The 23471-nt window shown below is 59.1% G+C and carries 25 protein-coding genes; 14 read left to right on the plus strand and 11 right to left on the minus strand.

Translation table 11 applies throughout. From position 1 onward, the window contains the following. Positions 1-7 precede the first annotated feature (7 nt). The 3 genes from KL786_RS06680 to KL786_RS06690 all read right to left on the minus strand — a co-directional run bounded on the left by KL786_RS06680 (position 8) and on the right by KL786_RS06690 (position 2900). A complete protein-coding gene (locus KL786_RS06680; protein WP_032863091.1) occupies positions 8-370 on the minus strand; it encodes an Mpo1-like protein in 363 nt (120 codons plus the stop codon). 145 nt (positions 371-515) lie between these two features. Continuing rightward, a complete protein-coding gene (locus KL786_RS06685; protein WP_215517101.1) occupies positions 516-1997 on the minus strand; it encodes a methyl-accepting chemotaxis protein in 1482 nt (493 codons plus the stop codon). 96 nt (positions 1998-2093) lie between these two features. Continuing rightward, positions 2094-2900 (minus strand): TatD family hydrolase, encoded by an 807-nt coding sequence (locus KL786_RS06690; RefSeq protein WP_215517102.1) that lies wholly within the window; start codon positions 2898-2900, stop codon positions 2094-2096. 235 nt (positions 2901-3135) lie between these two features. Here KL786_RS06690 and KL786_RS06695 point away from each other — a divergent pair, with 235 nt between their 5' ends. From KL786_RS06695 to KL786_RS06705, 3 genes are all read left to right on the plus strand, one after another. Then, positions 3136-4557 carry an MltF family protein gene (locus KL786_RS06695; RefSeq protein ID WP_215517103.1) on the plus strand — a complete coding sequence of 474 codons (1422 nt, stop codon included), beginning with the start codon at positions 3136-3138 and terminating at the stop codon, positions 4555-4557. 102 nt (positions 4558-4659) lie between these two features. Next, the gene (locus tag KL786_RS06700; protein WP_032863083.1) at positions 4660-5094 is read left to right on the plus strand and encodes a DoxX family protein; all 435 of its coding nucleotides are present in this window, start codon (positions 4660-4662) and stop codon (positions 5092-5094) included. Between the two features lie 247 nt (positions 5095-5341). Further along, positions 5342-5650 carry a hypothetical protein gene (locus KL786_RS06705; protein ID WP_076963891.1) on the plus strand — a complete coding sequence of 103 codons (309 nt, stop codon included), beginning with the start codon at positions 5342-5344 and terminating at the stop codon, positions 5648-5650. Between the two features lie 10 nt (positions 5651-5660). On the opposite strand, the gene KL786_RS06710 is transcribed toward KL786_RS06705, so the two are convergent. The 3 genes from KL786_RS06710 to KL786_RS06720 are packed head-to-tail and all read right to left on the minus strand — an operon-like array spanning position 5661 to position 9117. Further along, positions 5661-7442 (minus strand): Gldg family protein, encoded by a 1782-nt coding sequence (locus tag KL786_RS06710; RefSeq protein ID WP_252193624.1) that lies wholly within the window; start codon positions 7440-7442, stop codon positions 5661-5663. A 26-nt stretch (positions 7443-7468) separates the two neighbouring features. After that, positions 7469-8194 carry an ABC transporter permease gene (locus tag KL786_RS06715; protein ID WP_215517105.1) on the minus strand — a complete coding sequence of 242 codons (726 nt, stop codon included), beginning with the start codon at positions 8192-8194 and terminating at the stop codon, positions 7469-7471. Then, the gene (locus KL786_RS06720) at positions 8191-9117 is read right to left on the minus strand and encodes an ABC transporter ATP-binding protein (RefSeq protein ID WP_215517106.1); all 927 of its coding nucleotides are present in this window, start codon (positions 9115-9117) and stop codon (positions 8191-8193) included. Before KL786_RS06720 ends, KL786_RS06715 begins: the two co-directional genes overlap by 4 nt. Before the next feature lie 303 nt (positions 9118-9420). Here KL786_RS06720 and KL786_RS06725 point away from each other — a divergent pair, with 303 nt between their 5' ends. Beyond that, complete coding sequence (locus tag KL786_RS06725) at positions 9421-10617, plus strand: hypothetical protein (RefSeq protein WP_215517107.1); 1197 nt, start codon at positions 9421-9423, stop codon at positions 10615-10617. A 139-nt stretch (positions 10618-10756) separates the two neighbouring features. Then, positions 10757-11230, plus strand: a complete 474-nt coding sequence (gene greB, locus KL786_RS06730; RefSeq protein ID WP_032863073.1) for a transcription elongation factor GreB — start codon at positions 10757-10759, stop codon at positions 11228-11230. 82 nt (positions 11231-11312) lie between these two features. On the opposite strand, the gene KL786_RS06735 is transcribed toward greB, so the two are convergent. Both KL786_RS06735 and KL786_RS06740 read right to left on the minus strand, forming a co-directional pair. Further along, the gene (locus KL786_RS06735) at positions 11313-13823 is read right to left on the minus strand and encodes an ABC transporter permease (protein ID WP_215517108.1); all 2511 of its coding nucleotides are present in this window, start codon (positions 13821-13823) and stop codon (positions 11313-11315) included. After that, positions 13823-14506 carry an ABC transporter ATP-binding protein gene (locus tag KL786_RS06740; protein WP_032863069.1) on the minus strand — a complete coding sequence of 228 codons (684 nt, stop codon included), beginning with the start codon at positions 14504-14506 and terminating at the stop codon, positions 13823-13825. Before KL786_RS06740 ends, KL786_RS06735 begins: the two co-directional genes overlap by 1 nt. A gap of 10 nt (positions 14507-14516) precedes the next feature. Here KL786_RS06740 and KL786_RS06745 point away from each other — a divergent pair, with 10 nt between their 5' ends. From KL786_RS06745 to KL786_RS06755, 3 genes are read left to right on the plus strand one after another with little or no spacing between them, the layout of a single operon-like run. Then, entirely contained in the window at positions 14517-15122 is a 606-nt protein-coding gene (locus KL786_RS06745) for an arylesterase (protein ID WP_215517109.1), read from the plus strand. A 56-nt stretch (positions 15123-15178) separates the two neighbouring features. Next, positions 15179-15475: a hypothetical protein gene (locus KL786_RS06750; RefSeq protein ID WP_029297976.1), complete on the plus strand. Its 297-nt coding sequence runs from the start codon at positions 15179-15181 to the stop codon at positions 15473-15475. Positions 15476-15535: 60 nt separating this feature from the next. Continuing rightward, the gene (locus KL786_RS06755; protein ID WP_032863065.1) at positions 15536-16504 is read left to right on the plus strand and encodes a L,D-transpeptidase family protein; all 969 of its coding nucleotides are present in this window, start codon (positions 15536-15538) and stop codon (positions 16502-16504) included. 132 nt (positions 16505-16636) lie between these two features. Here KL786_RS06755 and oprI read toward each other — a convergent pair whose 3' ends face one another. Next, complete coding sequence (gene oprI / locus KL786_RS06760; protein ID WP_003172710.1) at positions 16637-16888, minus strand: outer membrane lipoprotei OprI; 252 nt, start codon at positions 16886-16888, stop codon at positions 16637-16639. Positions 16889-17502: 614 nt separating this feature from the next. On the opposite strand from oprI, the gene KL786_RS06765 reads away from it, so the two are divergent. Next, positions 17503-17784: a GNAT family N-acetyltransferase gene (locus KL786_RS06765; protein ID WP_029297992.1), complete on the plus strand. Its 282-nt coding sequence runs from the start codon at positions 17503-17505 to the stop codon at positions 17782-17784. 56 nt (positions 17785-17840) lie between these two features. On the opposite strand, the gene KL786_RS06770 is transcribed toward KL786_RS06765, so the two are convergent. Beyond that, on the minus strand, positions 17841-18917 hold the full coding sequence (locus KL786_RS06770) for a 3-deoxy-7-phosphoheptulonate synthase (protein ID WP_029297994.1): 1077 nt from the start codon (positions 18915-18917) through the stop codon (positions 17841-17843). 145 nt (positions 18918-19062) lie between these two features. Between KL786_RS06770 and KL786_RS06775 the strand changes: the two genes are divergently transcribed. From KL786_RS06775 to cysB, 5 genes are all read left to right on the plus strand, one after another. Continuing rightward, complete coding sequence (locus KL786_RS06775) at positions 19063-19440, plus strand: YbbN family protein (RefSeq protein WP_252193631.1); 378 nt, start codon at positions 19063-19065, stop codon at positions 19438-19440. After that, entirely contained in the window at positions 19437-20399 is a 963-nt protein-coding gene (locus tag KL786_RS06780) for a putative 2-dehydropantoate 2-reductase (RefSeq protein WP_215517111.1), read from the plus strand. The genes KL786_RS06775 and KL786_RS06780 overlap by 4 nt, the downstream gene beginning before the upstream one ends. A gap of 9 nt (positions 20400-20408) precedes the next feature. After that, positions 20409-21326: a 5'-nucleotidase gene (locus KL786_RS06785; RefSeq protein ID WP_076963881.1), complete on the plus strand. Its 918-nt coding sequence runs from the start codon at positions 20409-20411 to the stop codon at positions 21324-21326. A 70-nt stretch (positions 21327-21396) separates the two neighbouring features. Continuing rightward, positions 21397-21897, plus strand: coding sequence for a universal stress protein (locus KL786_RS06790; protein ID WP_076963880.1), 501 nt, complete (start codon positions 21397-21399; stop codon positions 21895-21897). Positions 21898-22001: 104 nt separating this feature from the next. Further along, positions 22002-22976 carry an HTH-type transcriptional regulator CysB gene (gene cysB, locus KL786_RS06795; protein WP_010176165.1) on the plus strand — a complete coding sequence of 325 codons (975 nt, stop codon included), beginning with the start codon at positions 22002-22004 and terminating at the stop codon, positions 22974-22976. Positions 22977-22981: 5 nt separating this feature from the next. Here cysB and KL786_RS06800 read toward each other — a convergent pair whose 3' ends face one another. Further along, the gene (locus KL786_RS06800; protein WP_215517112.1) at positions 22982-23464 is read right to left on the minus strand and encodes a GreA/GreB family elongation factor; all 483 of its coding nucleotides are present in this window, start codon (positions 23462-23464) and stop codon (positions 22982-22984) included. Positions 23465-23471: the final 7 nt, after the last annotated feature.

Raw genomic sequence — 23471 nt, forward strand, 5'->3', positions numbered from 1 at the left:
GTGGCCTTCAGTGGCGGTGGCGCTGACGCCAGGCTTGCCACCAGCCGCCACTGAGGACAAAACGCGGAAAAGTCACGAACTGCTCGACCAGCAGGCGCTGTACCGCATCTTTACGATCACTGAACGGTTCGCTGGCCTGGGCTTCCAGGCTATGGCCATGGCGTTGCAGCGCCAGGCCGGCCAACACGCCGATCACGCCGATGGCAAAGCTGGCCAGGCTCAGGCTGAACACCCCGGACACAATCAGCAGAAACCCGACGATGAACAGCGGCACGGCAATCAGGTGCAACACCAGATTGGTCGGGTGCTGATGGTTCTGCGGGTAGGCGCGCCATTGCCAGGCCGGGAGATTGGGGTGACGTTTGCCCATGATGATAAATCCTCTGTCCATTGATACTCGATGAACAGAGTTTAGGTTGGGTGGGCAGGGGCGGCGAATTGGGGTTGGCTATGGGGGTTATAGCGATTTGATGGGATCCGCCAACGGCGAGCGTTGGCTGATCGGCAGGCAAACTTCACAACTTCAGTTGACCGATCGCCTTGTTCAACTCGCCGGCCAGGGTCGCCAGCTCGTTGCTGGTGGTCGCGGAATCCACGGTCTGTTGCACGGTGTTTTCCGTGACATCACGAATGCTCACCACTGCGCGGTTCATCTCTTCGGCCACGTGGCTCTGTTGTTCGGCGGCCACCGCAATCTGCGTGTTGCTCTCGCGCATCTGCGCCACGGCGCTGGTGATTTCGGCGAGTGAGGCGCCGGCTTCCTGGGCTTGCTGTACACAGTCATCTGCCTTGAAGGAGCTTTCCTGCATAAAGTCCACCGCGTCCCGGGTGCCGGCCTGCAGGGCCGAGACCATGCGGGTGATCTCATCGGTGGAGCTTTGTACGCGCTTGGCCAGGTTGCGCACTTCGTCGGCGACGACGGCAAAGCCGCGGCCCATTTCACCGGCGCGGGCGGCTTCAATCGCGGCGTTGAGGGCCAGCAGGTTGGTTTGTTCGGCGATGCTGTGGATCACGCCGACCACACCGTTGATCTTCTGACTGTCTTCGGCCAGTTTCTGGATCATCTCTGCGGTTTGCTGCACGCCGGTGGACAGCCCGGCAATCGAGCGCTGGACCCGGGTCACCACTTCCTGGCCGCTGCCGGCCAAGGTGTCGGCGGTCTGCGACAGGTCGCGTGTGGCGCCGGCGTGTTGGGCAATGTGATACACGGTGGCGGTCATTTCATTGATCGCCGTGGCGGCCTGGTCGGTCTCACTTTGCTGGCCGAGCATGCCGTGCTGGACCTCATTCATGCTGCTGGCCAGGCGTGCGGCACCGTCGTCCAACAGTTTGGCGGTGCGCGCCACCGTGCTCACTACCCGCTGGTAGCCGGCCTGCATGGCGTTGAACGCGCTGGCCATCTGCCCGACTTCGTCCTTGCACGCCAGGGGCACCCGAGCCGAGAGGTCGCCGGTTTTCTCAACATGCAGCATCACGTCTTTCAAGGTGTTGAGTTGGGCGAGCAAAAAGCGGATCAGCAACTGCGAGGCGCAGAGCATCGCCAGCATCAGGATCAGCACCGCTACCGCGTAGTGGGTGAAACGTTCGGTAAACACCTGGCTCAAGCTGGGTGCATAGGCCAGTACGGCGACTTGCTGGCCGTCGGCGCGGGAGATGACTTCGGCGCCCATCAACGGGTTGTCGCCGAACAGTGGCATATGATTGAACTCGACCCAGCCATTGGCTTCGCTCAGGGCAGACAGGTCGTGGTCCGCCAGTTCGGGCGCCTGGCCCCGCTGGAACGCCAGCCAGTGTTCGCCCTTGGGCAGCGCCTGCCCGGCCGGCCAGGCGCCGAGCAAGCGGCCCTGGGCTTGTGCCGAAGCCTGGGAGGCGTGGCTGCGGGCCTGTTGTTCAAGCTGCACGGCATACAGCACCAGCAGCAGTGTGGTGATGAAGGCGACCGCGTTGACGGCCCAAAATTTGTACTTCAGCGAGATATTGCTAAGCCAGGCACCCATGGAAGGTTTTCTCTGATAGCGGAAACAGTTTTGGCAAGGTGCCATTATTGTGCCGCTATTCGGAAAAAGGGTGTTGATATGGGTCAATGCGCCGCGTCAATCCAACGCAGGCAGGCCGAAAAACGTGCGGGCGCAGGCGGTGCTGTGCTGGGCCAGGTCTTCCAGGCTTTCTTCGCGGTGCTGGGCCACTTCACGCAAGACTTCCGGTAAATAGGCGGGTTCATTGCGCCCGTTCTTGGGTTTGGGACGCAGGGTGCGCGGCAGCAGGTAGGGCGCATCGCTTTCCAGCATCAGGCGACCCCGGGGGATTTCCCTGACAAGCGGGTGCAGGTGCGTCCCACGCCGTTCGTCACAGATCCAGCCGGTGATACCAATATGCAGGTCAAGGTCGAGGTAGCTGAACAGGGCGCGCTGCTCGCCGGTGAAGCAGTGCACCACGGCGGCGGGCAGATGATCGCGGTAGTCGCGCAGGATCTCCAGCAAACGCTGATTGGCGTCGCGCTCATGGAGAAACACCGGCAATTGCAATTCGACGGCTAATGCCAGGTGGGCTTCGAGGACTTTTTCCTGCTGGGGCCGTGGTGAGAAATCACGGTTGAAATCCAGCCCGCATTCACCCACGGCGCGTACCCGGTCCTGGCTGAGCAGGTCACGCAGTTGCCGGGCGGTGTCGGCGTTCCAATCGCTGGCGCTGTGGGGGTGAATGCCCGCGGTGGAGAACAGCCGTTGGGCGCTTTCATCCCAACGCTGGCACAGTTCCAGGGCCTGTTCACTGCCTTGCACGCTGGTGCCGGTGACAACCAATTGGCCCACGCCGGCGGCATAGGCGCGGTCGAGCACGGCCTGGTGTTTGTCGTCGAAACTGGGGTTGGTCAGGTTGACGCCAATATCAATGAGTTGCATGGTGCTATCTCCGCCTGCGGCCGGAAAGTCTATCAGAGCTGTAGATTTATAAGAAAAACCTAGAACTACAACGAGTTATCGCTGTCTTTGAACGTCGCAAGTAACACCGTGGTTGGCCGATGAGCTGCTGCTGTGACACCCTTGCGCCCAAAGTCTGCGCCTCTGGCGCTCTGTTTCTGTCCCCCAATGTGGCGTTTTGCGCGGTGCATGGGGCCTTGTTCTTTCCGGAGAGCGGATGATCCGACCCTCGGCATTGCTCATGGTATGCCTGACGCTGCTCCTGCCCACGGCGGCGGTTGCGCGCCTGGACGGGCCGCTGGAAGTGACCAAGACGGGCAAGGTCCGCGACCTGGCCGAAATCCGCAGCAGCCGCACGTTACGGGTGCTGGTCAACCAGAGTCGCAACAGTTCCGGTGAAGTCCAGGGGCAGTCCATCGGTGCTGAATACCATCGCCTGCGCGCCTTCGAACATTACCTTAATGGCCGGGCCCGTGACGGCCAGGAAATCAACCTCAAGATCATTCCCAGGGCCAAGGACCAATTGCTGGGGGCGCTGGCTCGCGGCGAAGGCGATCTGGTTGCCCCCGGTGAATTGCTGGATGCGACGGGGGCGCACAAGATCAGCAGCAGTGACCCGATTGCCAGTGATGTGCCGCTGTGGCTGGTGGGGCTCAAGGGCGAGCGGCGGTTTACCCGGCTGGAACAGTTGTCTGGGCGCACTTTGGCCTTGACCACTGGCAGTGCGGCGGGGGAAGCGGTCAACCAGATCAACCAGAAACTGGCGCTGCGCAAACTGCCGCCGGTCAAGGTGGAATGGGTGGACCCCAGCCTGGCGGTGGAGGATGTGCTGGAGATGGTCCAGGCTGGGATCTTCCATCTGACCATTGTCGAGCGACCGATTGCCGAGCGTTGGTCCAAGGTCCTGCCCAAGCTGCGTTTTGATCGGCAAGTGGCGATCAGCGAGCCGGGCGAAGAGTACTGGTTCGTGCGCCAGGATGCCTCGATGCTACGGGCGAGCATTGATCGCTTCCTGAAAACCTACAAGACCCCGTCGGACCAGGATGTGGCTTTCCAGCGTATCTATCGCCGTCTCTATAAGGTGCGCTATCCCCTGGCGCGGGCTGATCGCCAGCGCCTGGAAAAGCTGCGCCCGGTGCTGCAAAAGCATGCCCGGGAACAAGGCATGGACTGGTTGAACCTGGCGGCCCTGGCCTTCAAGGAATCATCGCTCAACCCTGCGGCGAAAAGTGGCAGCGGGCCGACGGGCCTGATGCAGATCACCCCGTCGGCCGCGCAGCGGGTCGGGGTCAACAATATCCAGACCCTGGACAGCAATGTGCAGGCGGGCGCGCGCTACCTGGCCCTGATTCGCCGCAAGTTCTTCGCCAGCCCCAAGCTCAACGAGCGCGAGCGCATGGCGTTCGTGCTGGCGGCCTACAACATGGGGCCGGAGCGGGTACAGGGCATGCGTGCCGAGGCCAGGCGCCGGGGCTTGAACCCCAATCAGTGGTTCTTTCAGGTGGAGCGTATCGCCATGGAGCAGGTCGGAATGGGCGGTGTCAGCTATGTTAATAGCGTGAACAAGTATTACTTGGCCTTTGATCGGGAACGGGACTCCCTGGAGCCGGTGTCAGCGAAGATTGTCTCGCGAAAATAATCGATATTATCGATATGATTTAGGCATTTTTTCGGCTTTTATCATTATTTAAACTGATTAATATAGCGACCAACCAACCCCTACATTGAAAGGATTGTCAGCATGAGCCCATTGATCAAAAACATTCTGTCCACCCGCGCAGGCTACGGCCTGACGGTACTGCGGATTTTCGTCGGCATCATTTTTGCCGCCCACGGTTCGCAAAAACTCTTTGGCTGGTTCGGTGGTGGTGGCTTGGCGGGGACGGCGCAGTGGATGGAAAGTATCGGTCTGGCACCGGGCACTCTAATGGCACTGTTGTCGGGCGGTACCGAGTTCTTTGCCGGCCTGGCGCTGATCATCGGTTTGCTGGTGCGTCCGGCAGCGCTGGGCCTGGCCTTTGTCTCGCTGGTGGCGATTTTCTCGGTGCATATCAGCAACGGTCTGTTCATGGCCAACAACGGCTACGAGTTCGCCCTGGCATTGCTGGGCGGTACAGTGGCGGTGCTGTTTGAAGGGGCTGGCAAACTGTCTGTCGACCGCGCAATCGCCAATTGATCCTGCTGACGCTCCTGTAAAGGCCCGCCCCGTGCGGGCCTTTTTCGTTGTACGGGATTCTTGACACTTCCCCACCAGCTTCTCTAGGATGCTGCATGCGCCGATTTAAACAGCTAATTGCGGGGCGCCACAGGGACTCGATGCAGCCCCGACAGAAGCCTGTTCCAGGTTTCGAAATACCGCTAAAGCGCTGGTTCGGTGTTGCCTCTCACCTGCCCGCAGACTTTTGAGGTAGAGACACGACACGATGAATGCACTACGACCTCTTGTACGCTTGGCCCCGATCACTGCGGGCCTGACTCAGCGCAATCCGAAAATTCTTCTTGGCGGCAAGCACCAGCCGACGCTGCTGCGTTATCTGGATGGCTGGCCCCGGCGCACGGGTCGTCCTTCGGCTTTCCTGATCCAGTTTGTTGAAGACGGCGAGTCCCTGGCGCGTTTTGCCACGAACAGCTTTGATCTGGCGGTGATCCAGGCGCCGAACGCCGAGGATGCCGATGAGTTCATCCGACACCTGACCCGTGTGGCGCGCCAGGGCCTGATTACCCGGCGTTAACCTGTAACGCTCAGTAGAACACTGCAGCAGGCGGATGTTGGCGACGTTGGTGCGAGATGAAGATCCCCAGGCCGAGCAGGCTCACTATCAGCGGAACGGTGATGATAGAGAGCAGCATCACGATGAGCTCCAGTTGGCGGACGTTCTTGTAGGCGTCTTTTTTCAGCGTGTGAAGCTCCATGCGTAATCGCAGGCGTTCTTTGTTTAACGCTTGCAGCATCGTATTGGAGGAAATGGCCTGGCTCCCCGATATCAATGACGGCGTGTTCAACGACTGCCATTCTTTTTCTGCTTGGTCCAGGCGTTGTTCCAGGAGGGTGGCTTTTTTTCGGTAGGACTGTTCGGCCTCGTTGCGCAGCCTGTCCAGCAACCCTGGTTGTTGCTGATCGCTTGCACGAGGGCTGATAGCACTTAGTGCGTCGGACGCTGCCAGGTTATCCAGGGTATTGAGAACAAACCTGGCATTACCCGAACGCAGCGCTTTTTGTCCATTGGCGGTGCGTGCGGCCAGCCAGATGCGGTCACTGAGCAGGTCAGTGTCGGCAACCAACACTACATGGATCCTGGCGGCCTTTTTCACCGCAGCTTCCTGGCCATTGATACCTTCAGGGAAGGCAGAATAGGCGGGCCCCTCGATACGAGCTGCGATCACATTCTGCCGACCGCGAGTGGCAGCCTCGCTGATCATGGCGTCGAATGCGTCCTGTTGAGCGAAGCGTGCCCCATCGAACGTGCTAGCTTGCCCGGAGCTCTGGATCAGCGGGGTGAATGTAGTGCGGCTTTTTTTCAGTGGCGTGAGCGTACCAGAATTTAACAGCGTTACGCTGTCAACGCCCCAGGTGCTGATATCGTGCTGCGCCATCGTCTCTCTGGGCAGGGTGAGCGCCCCAGGATGGCGTATGGGCGGCTGGCCGACGGCAAGCACTACCTGGGTTGCATAGCGGCTGTCTGCCAATACCTTGTTCGCCTGCATCTGCACCCCCCATGCGGCAAGCAGGTTTTGCTGGCCTGAGGTATCGGCGGTTGAGTCCAGGTCATCCAAGGGGTCAACAAACATCATCAACTTGCCCCCTGCCAGGACAAACTGGTCAATGGCAAAGAGTGTCTGTTGCGGCAGTCGAGCGGGCTGTACGACCATCAAGGTCCTGACGTTCCCGGGGATACGCGAAATGTCGCTGCCCAGGCTCATCAGATTGAAATGGCTGCGAATTTCCTTGAGTAGCTGCCACTGTGGGGCGATTTCCTGATTGCGTTCATTTTGGCTGCCACTCATGGCTAATCCAGAGATCAACCCGATGACTGGTTGTTCCTGGCGCGCGATATTGTGGATCAGGTGACTGATTTCATACTCCAGGAATTCCACCTGGGCGGGATCGAACCGCTCGATTTTCTGGGGCTCTTGGTTTGCACGGGTTCCGATGAGCCCAAACAGCCCTTGTTTACTATCAAGGCCCAATAATTGGGCCTTGTACTCATCTTCTGAAAAGGGTTCAGGGTCAATCAGATGCAGCGTAATGTTGCCCTTGGACGCACTTTCATAGGCCTTGAGCAACAGGGCGATGTACTCGCCATGGCTTTTCAAGGCTTCACTCTTGCGGGGGTGGCTTGCGTTGAAAAAATACAAGTCCATGGGCGTTTCAAGTTCCGCGAGCAGGGCGTCGGTCGAAGGCGACAGGGTGTAGATTTTTTTCTCTGAAAGGTCCAACCGATAGTTGGGCAGTTTCAGTGCCCATACCAGATTGAAGGCGAGAAAAAGCAAGGCGATGACGATCAACGTCACACCGAAGTTCATAAGGTTCCTCATGGGGATTTCCTTCCTCAGCCTTTTCTGAAATTTAAAGTAAGAGTGGTCGCGGTGAGGAAGGCAATGATCATGCTTATGAAGTACGACGTGTCGTGTAGTGTCAGAAGGCCGTTGTCTATCGCGTTGAATCGTATTCGCGGATTGAGTGAGATCAAACTGTCAATTACCCAGATGGGGGCCTGATGGTCCAACATATCCAGTACAGATGATAGTGTGCTTGTTGTTAACAATAATGCGAGTGTGATAGCGAAAATAATAAGGCGATTATAGGCCAGGACACAGACAAGGCACGCGAACGAAAGATAAGCACCGGCCAGTAGCCAGCTCCCTATGAATTGGGCCAGGATGCTTAAATTGTCCGCCATAGCCAGGTAATTAATGGCGATGACCAGCGGGAAATTCAATGAAAGCGTTAATGCGCAAAGGCTCCAGGCGGCCAGAAATTTTCCCAGTGTCAGTTCGAGAGCTGATATTGGCAGTGTATTTGTAAAGGAGCGCGCATTGTCTTTGTGCTCGTCCGACCAAAGCAGTGTAGAAATAAATGGAATGAAAAAAAGATAAAGCCAGGGGTGGAACTGAAAGAAAGCGTGTAAGTTTGCTGGAGGTTTTTCCAGGAAATTTCCTATATGAAAGCCGAGCGCAGTGTTAACAATCAAGAAGATCACGATACCAAAATAAGTGGCCGGGTTCGACAAGTAGTTACTCAGTTGCCGCTTGAATATCACGGGTAGACGTTTCAATTGGGCATCTCCTGGCTCAAATGATGGATGACATCGCTCAGGCGTCCCGGCTCAAGGCTCAAGGTATTGATCTTCCAGCGGCGGTTGGCGACCAGGGCATTGACATGTGGATAGATGATTTGCCCCGGCATCGCGAGTACCGTCACGCTGCCGTGGGCATGCCGGTCTTCTTCGATGCCAGCTACCCCCGGAAGCACAGCCAGCGCCAGGAGGTCCAGGGGGGTATCGGCGGCCAGGGTGATCGCCTGGTAATGGCGCGAGCTACGCTGTAACTCGGTGACGGGGGCATCGGCCAGCAATCGACCCTCGACCAGAACCAGCGCCCGCTGGCAGATACAGGAGAATTCTTCGGGATTGCGTGAGGCAATAATGACCGTCATATCTTCGGTCAACGATTGGATAAGCGCCCCGATCTTTTGTTTTTGCAGGGGGTCCAGGCCTTCTGTAGGTTCATCGAGCAACAGTAGCTTGGGGGTATGCAGGATGGCTTGGGCCAGCGCCACTTTGCGCCGGTGCCCTGGCGGAAGGGCTGTGATAGGTGAGTCAAGTACTCGCCAAAGCTCCAGGCGGGTGATCGTCCGATCGACCATCTTGCGCTTTTCCTGGCCATGAAACCCACGAACTTCGGCCATGTAGCCCAGAAAACTTTTTACCTTCATATTGCCATGGCCGAGTGCCGATTCAGGCTGGTAGCCTATTATTTTTTTTGCCTTTATGGGGTGGTTAGAGATATCTGTGTCATATATTTTTATCGTGCCTGAAGTTGCCGGGATTGCGCCTGAGAGCAATTTGAGGAGCGTACTTTTTCCTGCGCCGTCATGTCCAAACAGTCCTAGACACTCCTGAGGGCGGGCGCTAAATGTCAAGTTGTCGATTGCAATCGCTCGTCCTGTTTTTTTTGTTAGATTTTTTATTTCGATCATTGGGTTTTTCTACTTGGTTGTTTGCCGGGACACGCTGAGTATTCGGTGATCTCAGTAGCCTGTGTGATCAGGTTGGAAATTGCCGAGGGTTGATGGTGAAAAGTATTGATTAAGTGTTTCAGGTGCAGCTTTGTTAAAAAATGGTACGTTCAATGGGGGGGCTTGGAAACGCTGAAATGCTGAAATAAGGTAATTCCTACATGTAGCTCAATCACTCGCTGAAACAATTGTGTTGCTCTTGATGTTTTTTGATTTGATAGATGGCGTGTATATGAAGTACTACCGTAATGGAGTCCGACACTCATGATGCTTCTACGTACTCTTGTTCTTGAACACTCTGGTCATGATTCCCCGGTCAACGGTGCACTGCTCTGTTGTTTTGCGATACCGCAAATCGCTTCGAATTTTCTTGTCTATAGCCTGGACGAAGAGGTTGAGCCAGGGAGTTCTCGGGTCTATATCGCCGCCTTGCGTAAAAAGACCGAGCGGTATTTTCTTGGCGGTATCGAGTCCAAGGAGAGCCTGCAACTGGCGATGAGCGTCCTCAAGCAGATCATCACCCTGGCCACGGGGTCCGGTGTCAAGGATGGAAATACCTCAGCGTCACAAGTGCCTTATCATTTCATTGACCTGAAGGGCAGCAAGCTACCGACGGCCAGACCTGAGGATCACCACTCGCTGATGATCAAGAAGGCACTGGTGATGAAGGTGATCACCCTTGGGACTTCAGTCATTGGTCTGCCTGCGATTGAGAGTACCGAGTTGATTGTGCCGTCTATTCGTTTCTCGTCAAAAATGGTGTCGCCACCCGGTACGGCAGATGGCACTGAGGTTGTGGGGCAGGGGGCGGATGAAGAACCGTCAGTTGTCTTGCCGGTGGCAGCGCCTGCTGACACATTGCCTTCCCCGCCTAAGGGAGTGGTGCCGCAGGTACCCGCTCCGCGAGTGCAGCAGCAGCCTGTTACGTCGCCAGAAGTCGTTTCGCCAGTCGTGGCCCGGGAGCAGTCATCCCTGCTTGAAGTGGACACCACGCTGACCAATCTTGCCCGTGTGGCGCAAGAGTTGACGCAACAAAAGCGTGCAGTGTTCCAGCAGCAGGAGGAGCTTGAGCAGCACAGAAGTCAGCTGCTACGGGAAAAAGCCGCACTGGAGCAGGCCAATCAACAGCTGGCCGCATTGGAGGTGGCCTTGCAACAGCGAACCGAAGCCTTGAATGGGCGTGAGGAGCATCTGTCCCAGGATGCGCAGTTGCAACAGGCAGAACAACGCCGCCTGGAGGGGTGGGCCCGCCAACTGGAGGATGAGTCGTTCAGGCTACAAGCGTTGGATAGGGCATCCCAGCAACAGGCTGAGCAATTGGCGACCGGACTGGGGCAGTTATCAGGCTTCAGGGGCGATCTGAAGGGGTTGCTTTATCGTCTGGACGGAACCTTGTTTCCTGTTGAAAAAGTCGACCGACAACAGGATGCGGATGCAGGCAGTGTGTCTGGTTCTGATTGACCTGGGGGAATCAGGCCTGGCTACTTTCTGGCGTTCATTTATCATCAAGGCCTACCGATTGCCGTCAGGCAGCCAGCGCATCTTTAGCTGATGCTGAGGTGGTTTGAACCGATAGGCATTTCCTGGGGATGTGACGCTTTTGAGTACCAAGCTGATTACCAAAGAAGGTCATGAGGCGCTGAAGAAAGAGCTTGATTACCTGTGGCGAGAAAAGCGTCCTGATACAACACGCAAGGTCACTTGGGCTGCCTCGCTGGGAGACCGTAGTGAAAACGCCGACTACCAGTACAACAAAAAGCTGCTGCGCGAAATCGACCGCCGGGTGCGTTACCTGCGCAAGCGCCTGGAAGATATGCGGGTGGTGGAATACATGCCCGAGCAGGAGGGCAAGGTGTTCTTCGGAGCCTGGGTGGATATCGAGAACGAGCAGGGCGATACCAAGCGTTTTCGGATCGTGGGCTATGACGAAATTTATGAGCGCATGGATTACATCTCCATCGACTCACCCATGGCCAGGGCCTTGCTGCGCAAAGAGGTGGACGATGAGGCCATTGTGCAGACGCCCGGCGGCGAAATGTGCTGGTGGATCACTGGCATCGAGTACATCAGGTAGGCGCCGGCTTGCCGGCGATGGCGCGAGGAAGAACGCCGTGATGCAGTGAGCCGGCTCCCACAGGGGAGCCGGCTTTTTTGTTTCAACCTTCGCGCAATACTGTCAGCGGGCTGGCGTTCAGCGCACGGCGTGTACCGAACACCCCCGCACCGCCGATCAAGACCGCACCAATCACCGGAAGCACCAACAGCCAGGGATGAGGGTGCCAGACCAGGTCGAATGCATAGCGATACAGCACCAGGGTCACTAACTCGGTCCCCAGCGCCGCCAACAGCCCACTGACCGCTCCCAATAGGCCAAACTCGATACGCCGGGCCTTGACCAGCAACTTGCGCTCCGCCCCCAGGGCGCGCAACAAGGCGCCCTGGCGGATGCGTTCGTCCAGGGTGGCCTGCAGGCCGGAGAACAGCACCGCCATGCCTGCCGCCAGGACAAACAGCAGCACATACTCCACGGCCAGCGTGACCTGGGCCAGGATGCTGCGCAGTTGGGCCAGCAGCGCCTCGACCTGCAGGATCGTGACTGCCGGGAAGGCCCGGGACAGGTCGACGATCTGCTGGTCATGGCCGGCGGCCAAGTAGAAGCTGGTCAGGTACGTGGCCGGCAGGTCCTTCAGGGTGCCAGGTTGAAAGATCATGAAGAAGTTGGGTTGGAAGTTGTCCCAGTTGATCTCCCGCAGGCTGGTGACCCGGGCCTCACGGTTTTCCCCGCCAACGGTGAAGACCAGGTGGTCGTTGAGCTTGAGCTTGAGGCTTTCGGCGACCTTGGTTTCTACCGAGACGCCAGGTATCTCATCCTTCGGCTGATCCGCCCACCAGGTGCCTGATGTCAGGGTGTTGCCCGGGGGCAGGTTGGCGGCCCAGGTCAGGCTCAAGTCCCGCTGTATCGCCCGATCGCCACTGGAGTCCTTGCTGACAATTTCCTGCACGGGTTCGCCGTTGATGCTGATCAGGCGTCCTGGTACCACCGGATACAAGGGCGCTGCCTGCGCTTGCAACTCCAGCAGGCGGGCCCCGAAGGCGTCCTTGTCGGCTGGCAGTATGTTGAGCGCGAAATAGTTGGGGGCATCCTTGGGCAGTTGGTTCTGCCAGGTGTCCAGCAGTTCGCCACGCAGCAGGGCGATCAACCCCATCGACAGCAGGATCAGGCCGAACGCCAGGGACTGGCCCGCCGCCGCCAACGGGTGGCGCAATAACTGGCCCAGCCCCAGGCGCCAGGGCAGGGCTGCACGCGCCAGCAGGCGGCGCAGGCTTTGCAATAGCAGCAGGAGCAGGCCGCCGAGGATCAGGGCGGCGATAACCCCGCCGCCCAACAGCGCGAAGGTCAGCACCAGGTCCAGGCTCAGGCGCCACATGATCAGGCCCAGGGCAAACAATGCCGCGCCATACACCATCCAGGTGCTGGAGGGGATCGGCAGCAGGTCGCGCCGTAGAACCCGCAGCGGTGGTACGCGGCCCAGGGCCGCCAGGGGCGGCAGGGCAAAACCGGCCAGGGCCACCAGCCCGGTACCGATGCCGGCGACGGCTGGCAGCAATCCGCCAGGCGGGACATCTGCCGGCAGCAGATCGTGCAACAGGTAAAACAGACCCAACTGCGCCAGCCAGCCCAGTGCCGCACCGGCGAGGCTGGCCAGCAAGCCCAGGACGGTCAGTTGCAGGCTGAACAGCAGCATGGTTTCGCGCCGCGACAGGCCCAGGCATCGCAACAGCGCACTGGCGTCGAAGCGGCGGCTGGCAAAGCGGTTCGCCGACAGGGCCACGGCCACTCCGGACAGCAGCACGGCGACCAGGCTGGCCATGTTCAGGTAGCGCTCGGCCTTGCCCAGGGCGCCACCGATTTGCTGGTTGCCGTCCCGTGCATCCTGCAGGCGCTGGTTGGCCGCCAGGCCAGGTGTTATCTGGTCGCGGTAGGTTTGCAGGGTGGTACTGGCTGGCGGCGCGCGCCACAGCTCGCGGTAGCTGACGCGGCTGCCTGGCTGGACCACGCCGGTGGCCTCAAGGTCGGCCAGGTTGATCATCACCCGTGGGGTGAGGCTGTAGAGGTTGCCGGCCCGATCCGGCTCATAGGTGAGGACGCGGGTCATGCGCAGGGCTTTCATGCCGACGTCGATACTGTCGCCGATTTTCAAGTCCAGTGCGGTCAACAGGCGCGCCTCGACCCAGGCCTCGCCGGGTTTCGGGCCGCCGCCCGAGGTCTCTTGTGCGAACGGTTCAGCCGCGCTTTTCAGTTGGCCGCGTAGCGGGTATTGCTCGTTGACCGCCTTGATACTCGAAAGCTGAATGCCGTTGTCGGTGGCGATGACACTGGAGAACTCCACCACCCTGGCGTGCGTCAGGCCCAGTTGCGTGCCGCTGGCTACCTGCTCGGAACGGGCGGGGGAGCTGCCCTCCAGCACCAGGTCGGCGCCGAGGAACTCGGTGGCGCGCAACAGCATGGCGCCGTTAAGCCGCGCACCGAAATAACCGATGGCAGTGCTGGCGGCCACTGCCACCAGCAGGGCGAAGAACAGCACGCGCAACTCACCGGCGCGGGCATCACGCAGCAATTGGCGCAGGGCAAGGCTGAACAGGCGCAACAGCGGCAGGCGTGCCATCAAGGCTCCAGGGGCTCGACCATCAGGCCGGCTTCAAGGCGGATCAGGCGTCGGCAGCGATGGGCCAGGCGCTCGTCGTGGGTCACCAGCACCAGGGTGGTGCCGTTTTCTTTATTGAGTTCGAACAGCAAGTCGCTGATGCGCTCGCCGGTATGGCTGTCGAGATTGCCGGTGGGTTCGTCGGCAAACAGCACGTCCGGTTCGGCCGCGAACGCCCGGGCAATCGCCACTCGTTGCTGCTCGCCACCGGAGAGCTGGCGGGGCGAATGGGTCAGGCGCTGGCCCAGGCCGACCCGTTCGAGCAAGTGCCGGGCGCGTTCGCGGGCGTCCTTGCGCCCGTCCAGCTCCAGGGGCAGCATGACGTTTTCCAGGGCGTTGAGGCTGTCGAGCAATTGGAACGACTGGAACACAAAACCGACGTGTTCGGCGCGGATGCGTGCCCGCTGGTCTTCGTCCAGGAGGCTCAGGGCCTGGCCGGCGAGGGTGACCTCACCGCTGCTGGGCAGGTCGAGCCCGGCCAGCAGGCCAAGGAGCGTGGATTTTCCGGAGCCGGAGCTGCCGACGATAGCCAGGCTATCGCCCTTGTTCAGTTCCAGGCTCAGTTCGTGCAGGATGGTCAGTTCACCTTCCGCGCTAGGAACCACTTTGCTAAGGTTCTGCGCGGTGAGAATGCATGCGCCCATGGAGAATCCGATGCGAATATGGTTTTTGAGTGCTGGCCTGGCCCTGATGTGCATGGCCCAGAACGCAGCGGCGGGTACTGTCCTGATCGTTGGCGATAGTATCAGTGCCGGTTTCGGCCTGGATACCAGCAAAGGGTGGGTGGCGCTGCTGGAGCAACGGCTCAAGAGCGAAGGTTTCGACGATAAGGTGGTCAATGCTTCCATCAGCGGCGACACCAGTGCTGGTGGCCTCGCGCGGCTGCCGGCGGCACTTGCAGAGCATAAGCCGGACCTGGTGATTCTTGAGCTGGGCGGCAATGATGGACTGCGCGGGCAACTGCCAACGCAATTGCAACAAAATCTTGCTTCGATGATCGAGAAGTCCAAGGCCAGTGGTGCCAAGGTGCTGCTGTTGGGCATGCAATTGCCACCCAATTATGGGAAGCGTTACACCGAGGCCTTTGCCAGGGTCTATGGTGATGTGTCCGAGGTGCAAAAGGTCCCGTTGGTCCCGTTTTTCCTGGAGGGAATCGGTGGTCATCCCGAAATGATGCAGGCCGACGGAATCCACCCGGCAGTCGGCGCCCAGGTCAAGTTGCTGGAAAATGTCTGGCCGACGCTAAAACCGCTGTTATGACGCTTTTCTAGCAGCGGTCTTTCGGCTAAGGTGGCGCCCCCGATTTGGAGCCCCCGATGTCGTCGCGTCCTGCCTGGTCCCTGTTTGCCTACCAACTGATCGAGCCCGACGAGCAGTTGGATCTGTTCGCCTGCCAGGAAGTGAAGGTGCATCTGGTGACGCGCCAGTTGGAGCTGGGCGGCACCATCGACCGCACGCTCTGTGGCACATTGCTGCCGGCCCAGCCACGCTGGTCCTCGGTGGATCGCTCGATCTTCCAGGATCAGCGCCTGTGCCCCCTGTGCCGGGCGATTCTCGAATCGCAAAAACGCGGCACACCGCCTATCTGGCCTGAGCTGCGCTTCGAGCTTTAAGGGCCGCTACACGCTACAATCGCCATTTTACTCCCCGTCGATCTGCGAAGGATTTCCCGGATGTTGTCGCGCCTCCCTGTCGTCACCCGTTGCCTGTCTCTCGCTGCCTTGTGTGCAGCCGGTCCTGTTGCAGCCTTGCAACTGCCCCTGCCACCGCCGGGTGAAGACATTGTCGGTCAGGTCCAGGTGATCAAGGCCAAGTACGAAGACACCTTTGCCGACCTGGGGGTGACTTATGACCTGGGCTATTCGGAGATGGTCGCAGCCAATCCGGGTGTCGATGCCTGGCTGCCGGGGACCGGGGCCGAGATTGTGTTGCCGACCCGTTTCATCTTGCCGCCGGGCCCCCGGGAAGGCATCGTGATCAACCTGGCCGAGTACCGCCTGTATTACTACCCCAAGGGTCAGGACGTGGTGTACACCTTCCCGCTCGGTATCGGTCGCGAAGGCTGGGGCTCGCCGATTGCCCATACCAGCATCATCGCCAAGACCCCCAACCCGACCTGGACCCCGCCTGCGTCGATCAAGGCCGAGCACGCGGCTGACGGTGACCCGTTGCCCAACGTGGTGCCGGCAGGCCCCGACAACCCCCTGGGGCCATTCAAGTTCACCCTGGGTACGCCGGGCTACCTGATTCATGGCTCCAACAAGAAGTTCGGCATTGGTACCCGTACCAGCCATGGCTGCTTCCGCATGTTCAACAACAACGTGCTGGAGATGGCCAAGATGGTTCCGGTGGGCACGCCTGTGCGTATCATCAATGATGCCTACAAGTTTGGCATCAGCGGCGGCAAGGTTTACCTGGAGGCGCATGCGCCATTGAACGACGATGGCACGCCGTCGGTGGTCGACAAGCACACGGCCGTCATCAATGCGATGCTCAAGCGCGAAGACCTGGCCAACAACCTGCGGGTCAATTGGGATGAGGTGCGTGATGTAGTGGCGGCCGAAGATGGCTTGCCGGCGCAAATCGGCGAGCCGGGCGAGGCACCTATGGTCACCAGCGCACCGGGCGACTTGCTGCAATAACGTCACCCAATAGAAGCCCGCCACGGATTATTCCCTGGCGGGCTTTTTATTGCCTGGGATCCGGAGCCCAATTGCGGGCAATAAAAAGCCGATCCAAAAATGGATCGGCTTGATAACAATCCCGAGGGATTATTACTTGCGGCTAGCTTTTTCAAGCATGCGCAGAGCGCGCTCGTTAGCTTCATCAGCAGTCTGTTGTGCTTTTTGAGCAGCAGCCAGAGCTTCATCAGCTTTACGGTAGGCTTCGTCTGCACGGGCCTGGGAGCGAGCTGCTGCGTCTTCAGTTGCAGTCAGACGAGCTTCGGTTTCTTTGGAGACGCTGCTGCAACCGGTAGCCAGAACTGCGGCCAGAGCCAGAGCAGAGAATTTCAGAACGTTGTTCATCGTGTTCCCCTTCAAGGACTTTCTATTTAATGGCTACTATCTCAGAGTGAGCTAATAGCCGGCGTACATACTACCCATTACTTGTAGTAAGTAAACTGACGTAGCGCAAGAAGCAAAAAAAATTCTTGTACCGAATCTATTTTGGCTAATCTTTAGCGAGTTTGTATAAAAATTGTCCAGTCTTTGCTGCACAGTCAAAGATTGGATCCAGGCTGAAAGCGCCAGCTGGCAAGTGTTAAACGTTGTAAGCGCAAGTCAATTTATATATCAAGGCGAACACTATTGTTCAGATTTTCCTGGCGCTGACGGGCATCTTTTGCGCATGTAGAGGTGACTTTAAGAGCCGCTGTTCGTCTCAAGCTTCAACTGCCGGCAATGTTCAGGCTATCGATCAGCGGATGCTCGATCAGCCCTTTCTATGTCCGCCAGCCCCATGGATGACAAGCGTCCCTTGAGCAATGACAGGATTGGTGCCTACTATTCCTGGGTGCGGGCCGTGAGTGCTGTAGGGCTTTTCTCGTTGTCGAAACCGGCACGGGGTGGCGTAGATGTTCCTTCGCCGGAAAAACATCGGTAAGGTAGGGGTCAGAAACCAAGACCCGCGAGGAGTAGTGATGAGCGAGGCGTTGTCCATCCACCATGACCAGGCTGGTCATCAGTTCGAGACCAATGTGGACGGTCATCGTGCCTATCTGACCTACATGGACCTGGGGAAGCAGACCCTGGATATTTACCGCACGTTTGTGCCCAATGCCCTGCGTGGACGTGGCATTGCTGCTGCGCTGACCGAAGAAGCACTGCAATACGCCGAGAGCATGGGCTACACGGTGATCCCGTCCTGCTCCTACGTCGAGCGCTACATGGAGCGCCACCAGCGCCATGCCGCGAAGCTGTGACCGCCAATAGACACGCATAAAAAAACGCCGGGCTTAGCCCGGCGTTTTTGTGTGCGTCAGGTACGTTTGCGTTTGGGCAATACGTCCTTGAGCTTGGCGTGCATGCTGCGCAGGGTCGTCTCGGTGGCGGACCAGTCGATGCAGGCATCGGTGATCGACACGCCGTATTGCAGGTCGGCCAGATCCTTGGGGATCGCCTGGCAACCCCAGTTCAGGTGACTTTCGACCATCAGGCCGATAATCGACTGGTTGCCTTCCAGGATCTGGTTGGCCACGTTCTCCATCACCAGCGGTTGCAGGGCCGGGTCCTTGTTGGAGTTGGCGTGGCTGCAATCGACCATGATGTTCGGCTTGATTTTCGCCTTGGTAAGCGCCTGCTCGCACAGGGCCACGCTGACCGAATCATAGTTGGGCTTGCCATTACCGCCACGCAGTACCACGTGGCCATAGGCGTTGCCCTTGGTGGTGACGATGGACACGCCACCTTCCTGGTTGATCCCCAGGAAGCGGTGTGGGCTGGAAACCGACTGCAAGGCATTGATCGCCACGGTCAGGCCGCCATCGGTACCGTTCTTGAAGCCCACGGCCGAAGACAGGCCGGAGGCCATTTCGCGGTGGGTTTGCGATTCGGTGGTACGCGCACCGATCGCCGACCAGCTGATCAGGTCTTGCAAGTACTGCGGGGAAATCGGGTCCAGGGCTTCAGTGGCCGTGGGCAGGCCCATTTCAGCCAGGTCCAGCAGCAGCTTGCGGCCGATATGCAAGCCGTCCTGGATCTTGAACGAGTCGTCCAGGTACGGGTCGTTGATCAGGCCTTTCCAGCCGACGGTGGTCCGTGGCTTCTCGAAATACACGCGCATCACCAGATACAAAGTGTCAGACACTTCTGCAGCCAGTACTTTTAGGCGCTCGGCGTACTCGTGGGCAGCCTTGAGGTCGTGGATCGAGCAAGGGCCGATCACCACGAACAAGCGGTGGTCAGTGCCGTCGAGGATGTCACGAATGACTTCGCGGCCCTTGGTGACGGTCTGCAGTGCAGCGTCGCTCAAAGGGATTTCGCGTTTGAGCTGATCGGGTGTGATCAGGGTCTCGTTGGATTCGACGTTTAGGTCGTTGATCGGTAAATCAGCCATCGTGTTACTCGTCAGGGTCACGGGTGCCGGCCGCCAGCGAACCCCGTGCGGCGGAGCACAGCATGATTTAAATGCAGCGGGGAGCCGAACCTTAGCGCGTACACGCCGGCTCGACAATGGGCAATTGCGCACGGTGGCGTACGGCCTGATAGTGTGTTGCCTGGTTAAAGGGCGTGGTGTGGATCGAGTGAAAGCGTTTGAATTGACGGATTTGGATATCGACCAGCAGTTACTGGCGTTACCGGGCACTTCGCTGCTGGTGTTTACCAGCGTCGGCTGTTCCAGTTGTCGGTGGGCGCGCCAGCAGATACCCGGTTGGAACCTGCCGGTGGCGCGCATCTGTTGGGTCGACGCTGGGCACAATGGTGGTGCGGTGGCGCGCTACGGGATCTTTCATTTGCCGGCTTTATTTGTAGTGTGCGAGGGTCAACTCCACGGAGCACTGCAGGTGGGCCTGAACCCCAGCGACCTCAGCGAGGCTATAAATGAGGCGCTCAAACAAGAACCAGAGGAGTTGCCATGACGAGTGCAGTTGAGCCTGGCCCGCGCATTGGGATTATCGGCACCGGTGCCATCGGTGGTTTTTACGGGTTGATGCTGGCGCGCGCCGGTTTCGACGTGCATTTCCTGCTGCGCAGTGAATACGCGGCGGTCAGTGAGCGTGGCTTGCAACTCAATAGTGCGGTGCATGGGGCCTTGAGCCTGCACCCGGTCCAGGCCTACGCCAATGCGGCCGACATGCCGCCTTGCGATTGGCTGCTGGTGGGCACCAAAACCACCGGTAACGTTGAGTTGGCGCCGACGATTGCCCAGGTGGCGGCGCCGGGTGCCAAGGTCGTGCTGTTGCAAAATGGCCTCGGTGTCGAGGATGGCCTGCGTGAACATTTGCCTGAGTCTCTGCATTTGCTCGGTGGACTTTGTTATATCTGCGTACACCGTTCCGGGCCAGGGATTGTCGAGCATCAGGCCATGGGCCGGGTCAGTCTTGGCTATCACAGTGGCAGTGCCTCTCATGATGCTGCACGCCGCCAGGCAATTGTCGAAGAGGGCGCCGGGCTGTTCCGCGAGGCCGGGATCGACTCCCAGGCCATGCCCGACCTGGACCAGGCGCGCTGGCACAAACTGGTGTGGAATGTGCCGTACAACGGCCTGTCGGTGCTGCTCGGTGCGAACACCTCGGCGTTGATGGCCGACGAATCCAGCCGGGAGTTGATCCAGGGTTTGATGGCTGAAGTGGTGCAGGGCGCCCGGGCGTGCGGCCATGAGATCGCGCCTGGCTACGCCGAGCAGATGTTCAACATGACCGAGCGTTTGACGGACTACTGGCCAAGCATGTATCACGATCATCAGCACCAGCGCCCGCTGGAACTGGCCGCGATCTACGCCCGCCCGCTGGCCGCTGCCAGGGCCGCAGGCTGTGAGTTGCCGCGGATGCAGGCGCTGTACCAGGCCCTGAGCTTTATCGATCGACGCAACGGCTGAGGAGCTGACATGGCTAAAGGGATAAGCGACAAACTGGTGCTGGCGATTTCCTCGCGAGCGCTGTTCGACCTGGGTGAAAGCCATAAGGTTTATCTGTCCCAAGGCGTCGAGGCGTACCGCAAATACCAGATTGAGCACGAGGAAGAAATCCTTGAGCCGGGAGAAGCCTTTGCCTTGGTCAAGAAACTCCTGAGCCTGAACGCCAGTCTCGGGCGGGCGCGGGTCGAAGTGGTGCTGGTGTCGCGCAACAGTGCCGACACCGGTTTGCGTGTGTTCAATTCGATCCAGCATTACGGCCTGGATATTTCCCGTGCGGCGTTTGTCGGTGGGCGTAACCCTCACCCTTACCTGGCCGCGTTTGGCAGTCACCTGTTCCTTTCGACCCACGCCGAAGATGTGCGCAGTGCGCTGGACGAAGGTTTTGCGGCAGCGACTATTTTGTCCGGCGGTACGCGGCGGGCCTCCAGTGCTGAGTTGCGGATTGCTTTTGATGGCGACGCGGTGCTGTTTTCCGACGAGTCCGAGCGTGTCTACCAAACCGGCGGCCTGGAAGCGTTCCAGGCCAGCGAGCGGCAGTCGGCCCGTGAACCGCTGCGTGGTGGGCCCTTCAAAGGCTTCCTGGCGGCGCTCAATCTGTTGCAGCGCGAGTTCCCCGATGAGTCATGTCCGATTCGCACGGCGCTGGTGACGGCGCGTTCGGCGCCGTCCCACGAGCGGGTGATCCGCACCTTGCGTGAGTGGGATATCCGCTTGGACGAGTCGCTGTTTCTCGGGGGGCTGGAAAAATCGGCGTTCCTTGAGGCGTTCGCCGCCGATGTTTTTTTTGACGACCAGGCTGGCCATTGCGAGAAAGCCAGGGCGGTGGTGGCCACCGGGCACGTGCCCCATGGCGTGAGCAATGAGCCGAAAGTCCAGGTCGAGAGCTAAGTTCATCACAGTCGCAAAGGCGCTGCTAAGCTGAAGCAATCCCCGCCATCCTGGCAGTCCAGGAGGTTCTATGATTCGGTCGATGTTGTATGCCTCAGACCTGGGTGTGTATGCGCCTTACGTGATGCAGCATGCGCTGGCGATGGCGCGAACGTTCAAGGCGGATCTGTACGTGATTCATGTGGTAGAGCCTATCGGGCTGTTCGCAGAGTCGGTGTTGCAGACCTACCTGGATGAGCAGGCCTTGAGCGAATGGCAGAGCCAGGGGCTGAGCACGGTGATGGCCAGTATCGAGCAGCGAGTGCTGGACAGTTTCCGTGAAGAGTTGCAGGACGGTGAGCAGGACTTGCAGGTGATTCGTTCGGTGCGGGTGATCCAGGGGGATCCTGCCCAAGTGATTCTCGACCAGGCGCAGAAACTCTCGGTCGATTTGTTGATCGTAGGAAGTCATAGCCAGGGCACAGGGATCTCGACCCCACTGGGACGTACTGCGGCGCGAGTGTTGCAGCTATCCCAGGTGCCGGTGTATCTGGTGCCTTTACTGCAGCGTCGGCGCAGTGATGATGTGTGATGGGGCGTAAACGATAAAAAGTTCTAGATTTATCATTCAGACCTTTAATATAGTTATATACCGTCGCTGATATCCGTGGCGTCTATCTGCTTTGAGGGACACATATGAAGCTTCAACAACTGCGCTACATCTGGGAAGTGGCGCACCACGACCTCAACGTTTCCGCCACGGCTCAAAGCCTCTACACCTCGCAACCGGGTATCAGTAAACAGATCCGCCTGCTGGAAGACGAACTGGGCGTCGAAGTGTTCGCCCGCAGCGGCAAACACCTGACCCGCGTCACGCCTGCCGGTGAGCGCATCATCACCACGGCCGGCGAAATCCTGCGCAAGGTAGAAAGCATCAAGCAGATCGCCCAGGAATTCTCCAACGAGAAAAAAGGCACCCTGTCGATCGCCACCACCCACACCCAGGCCCGTTACGCGCTGCCGCCGGTGATCAGCTCGTTCATCAAGCAGTACCCGGACGTGGCTTTGCACATGCACCAGGGCTCGCCGATGCAGATCGCCGAAATGGCGGCTGACGGCACCGTCGACTTCGCCATCGCCACTGAAGCCCTGGAGCTGTTCGGTGACCTGGTGATGATGCCGTGCTATCGCTGGAACCGCTGTGTAGTGGTCCCCCAGGGCCACCCACTGGCCAAGCTGCCGAAGCTGACCCTTGAAGCCCTGGCCGAATACCCGATCGTGACTTATGTATTCGGTTTCACCGGCCGCTCCAAACTCGACGAAGCTTTCAGCCATCGCGGCCTCACGCCCAAAGTGGTGTTCACCGCCGCTGACGCAGACGTGATCAAGACTTACGTGCGCCTGGGCCTGGGCGTCGGCATCGTGGCCAAGATGGCGGTCGATACCAAGCTCGACAGCGACCTGGTGGTGCTCGATGCCAGCGAACTGTTCGAGTCCAGCGTGACCAAGATAGGCTTTCGTCGTGGCACGTTCCTGCGCGGCTTCATGTGCGACTTCATCGAGAAGTTCGCTCCGCACCTGACCCGTGAAGTCATGGCCAAGGCGATCCAGTGCCACAACAAGCAGGAACTGGAAGAACTGTTCGACGGCGTTGAACTGCCGGTTCACTGATCGGCTCAGCGGGCCTCGGTCACGGTGAACAGTTGCCGGGCGCCCGCCACCAGAATCTCCACCTCATCCCCTTCGAACTTGCCCAGCAGGCTTTTGCCCAGCGGCGAGCGAGGGGTGATGACGGTCACCAACTGCCCCACCACGTAGACTTTCAAACCTGCCGCATCCGGTGCGAGGAACAGCCATTGCTGGCGACCGTTGTTGTCTTCCAGGCCGAGCAGGGCGCCCACTTCGATACCCCGCTGCTCATCGTAGGGCCGCAGGTTGAGGTTCTGGCACAGCACCAGTGACTGTTTGATCTCCTCGACGCGCTTGGCCTGTCCGGCGGCAAGGTAAGACGCCTCCAGGCCCAGGGTGTCGTATTTGTTCTCGGCGATATTTTCTTCGTGGGTCGCGGTTTCGTAGGCGGTTTGCGCGGCGCGTTGGGCCACATCCAGGTCGGCTGCGAGTTTTTCCAGGATCAACTGGAGGACGGCGTGTTTATTCATGGGGGCT

Origin of the sequence: Pseudomonas sp. TAE6080 (assembly GCF_018732265.1) — a bacterium.
GTDB classification, from domain to species: Bacteria; Pseudomonadota; Gammaproteobacteria; order Pseudomonadales; family Pseudomonadaceae; genus Aquipseudomonas; species Aquipseudomonas brenneri.

Coding starts and splice junctions, on each gene's coding strand:
- KL786_RS06725 (WP_215517107.1), top strand. CDS start 9,421: ATGATGCTTCTACGTACTCTTGTTCTTGAACACTCTGGTCATGATTCC.
- KL786_RS06780 (WP_215517111.1), top strand. CDS start 19,437: ATGACGAGTGCAGTTGAGCCTGGCCCGCGCATTGGGATTATCGGCACC.
- KL786_RS06680 (WP_032863091.1), bottom strand. CDS start 370: ATGGGCAAACGTCACCCCAATCTCCCGGCCTGGCAATGGCGCGCCTAC.
- oprI (WP_003172710.1), bottom strand. CDS start 16,888: ATGAACAACGTTCTGAAATTCTCTGCTCTGGCTCTGGCCGCAGTTCTG.
- KL786_RS06785 (WP_076963881.1), top strand. CDS start 20,409: ATGGCTAAAGGGATAAGCGACAAACTGGTGCTGGCGATTTCCTCGCGA.
- KL786_RS06765 (WP_029297992.1), top strand. CDS start 17,503: ATGAGCGAGGCGTTGTCCATCCACCATGACCAGGCTGGTCATCAGTTC.
- KL786_RS06710 (WP_252193624.1), bottom strand. CDS start 7,442: ATGAACTTCGGTGTGACGTTGATCGTCATCGCCTTGCTTTTTCTCGCC.
- KL786_RS06750 (WP_029297976.1), top strand. CDS start 15,179: ATGTCGTCGCGTCCTGCCTGGTCCCTGTTTGCCTACCAACTGATCGAG.
- KL786_RS06720 (WP_215517106.1), bottom strand. CDS start 9,117: ATGATCGAAATAAAAAATCTAACAAAAAAAACAGGACGAGCGATTGCA.
- KL786_RS06705 (WP_076963891.1), top strand. CDS start 5,342: ATGAATGCACTACGACCTCTTGTACGCTTGGCCCCGATCACTGCGGGC.
- cysB (WP_010176165.1), top strand. CDS start 22,002: ATGAAGCTTCAACAACTGCGCTACATCTGGGAAGTGGCGCACCACGAC.
- KL786_RS06800 (WP_215517112.1), bottom strand. CDS start 23,464: ATGAATAAACACGCCGTCCTCCAGTTGATCCTGGAAAAACTCGCAGCC.
- KL786_RS06685 (WP_215517101.1), bottom strand. CDS start 1,997: ATGGGTGCCTGGCTTAGCAATATCTCGCTGAAGTACAAATTTTGGGCC.
- KL786_RS06745 (WP_215517109.1), top strand. CDS start 14,517: ATGCGAATATGGTTTTTGAGTGCTGGCCTGGCCCTGATGTGCATGGCC.
- KL786_RS06755 (WP_032863065.1), top strand. CDS start 15,536: ATGTTGTCGCGCCTCCCTGTCGTCACCCGTTGCCTGTCTCTCGCTGCC.
- KL786_RS06790 (WP_076963880.1), top strand. CDS start 21,397: ATGATTCGGTCGATGTTGTATGCCTCAGACCTGGGTGTGTATGCGCCT.
- KL786_RS06690 (WP_215517102.1), bottom strand. CDS start 2,900: ATGCAACTCATTGATATTGGCGTCAACCTGACCAACCCCAGTTTCGAC.
- KL786_RS06740 (WP_032863069.1), bottom strand. CDS start 14,506: ATGGGCGCATGCATTCTCACCGCGCAGAACCTTAGCAAAGTGGTTCCT.
- KL786_RS06735 (WP_215517108.1), bottom strand. CDS start 13,823: ATGGCACGCCTGCCGCTGTTGCGCCTGTTCAGCCTTGCCCTGCGCCAA.
- KL786_RS06695 (WP_215517103.1), top strand. CDS start 3,136: ATGATCCGACCCTCGGCATTGCTCATGGTATGCCTGACGCTGCTCCTG.
- KL786_RS06700 (WP_032863083.1), top strand. CDS start 4,660: ATGAGCCCATTGATCAAAAACATTCTGTCCACCCGCGCAGGCTACGGC.
- KL786_RS06770 (WP_029297994.1), bottom strand. CDS start 18,917: ATGGCTGATTTACCGATCAACGACCTAAACGTCGAATCCAACGAGACC.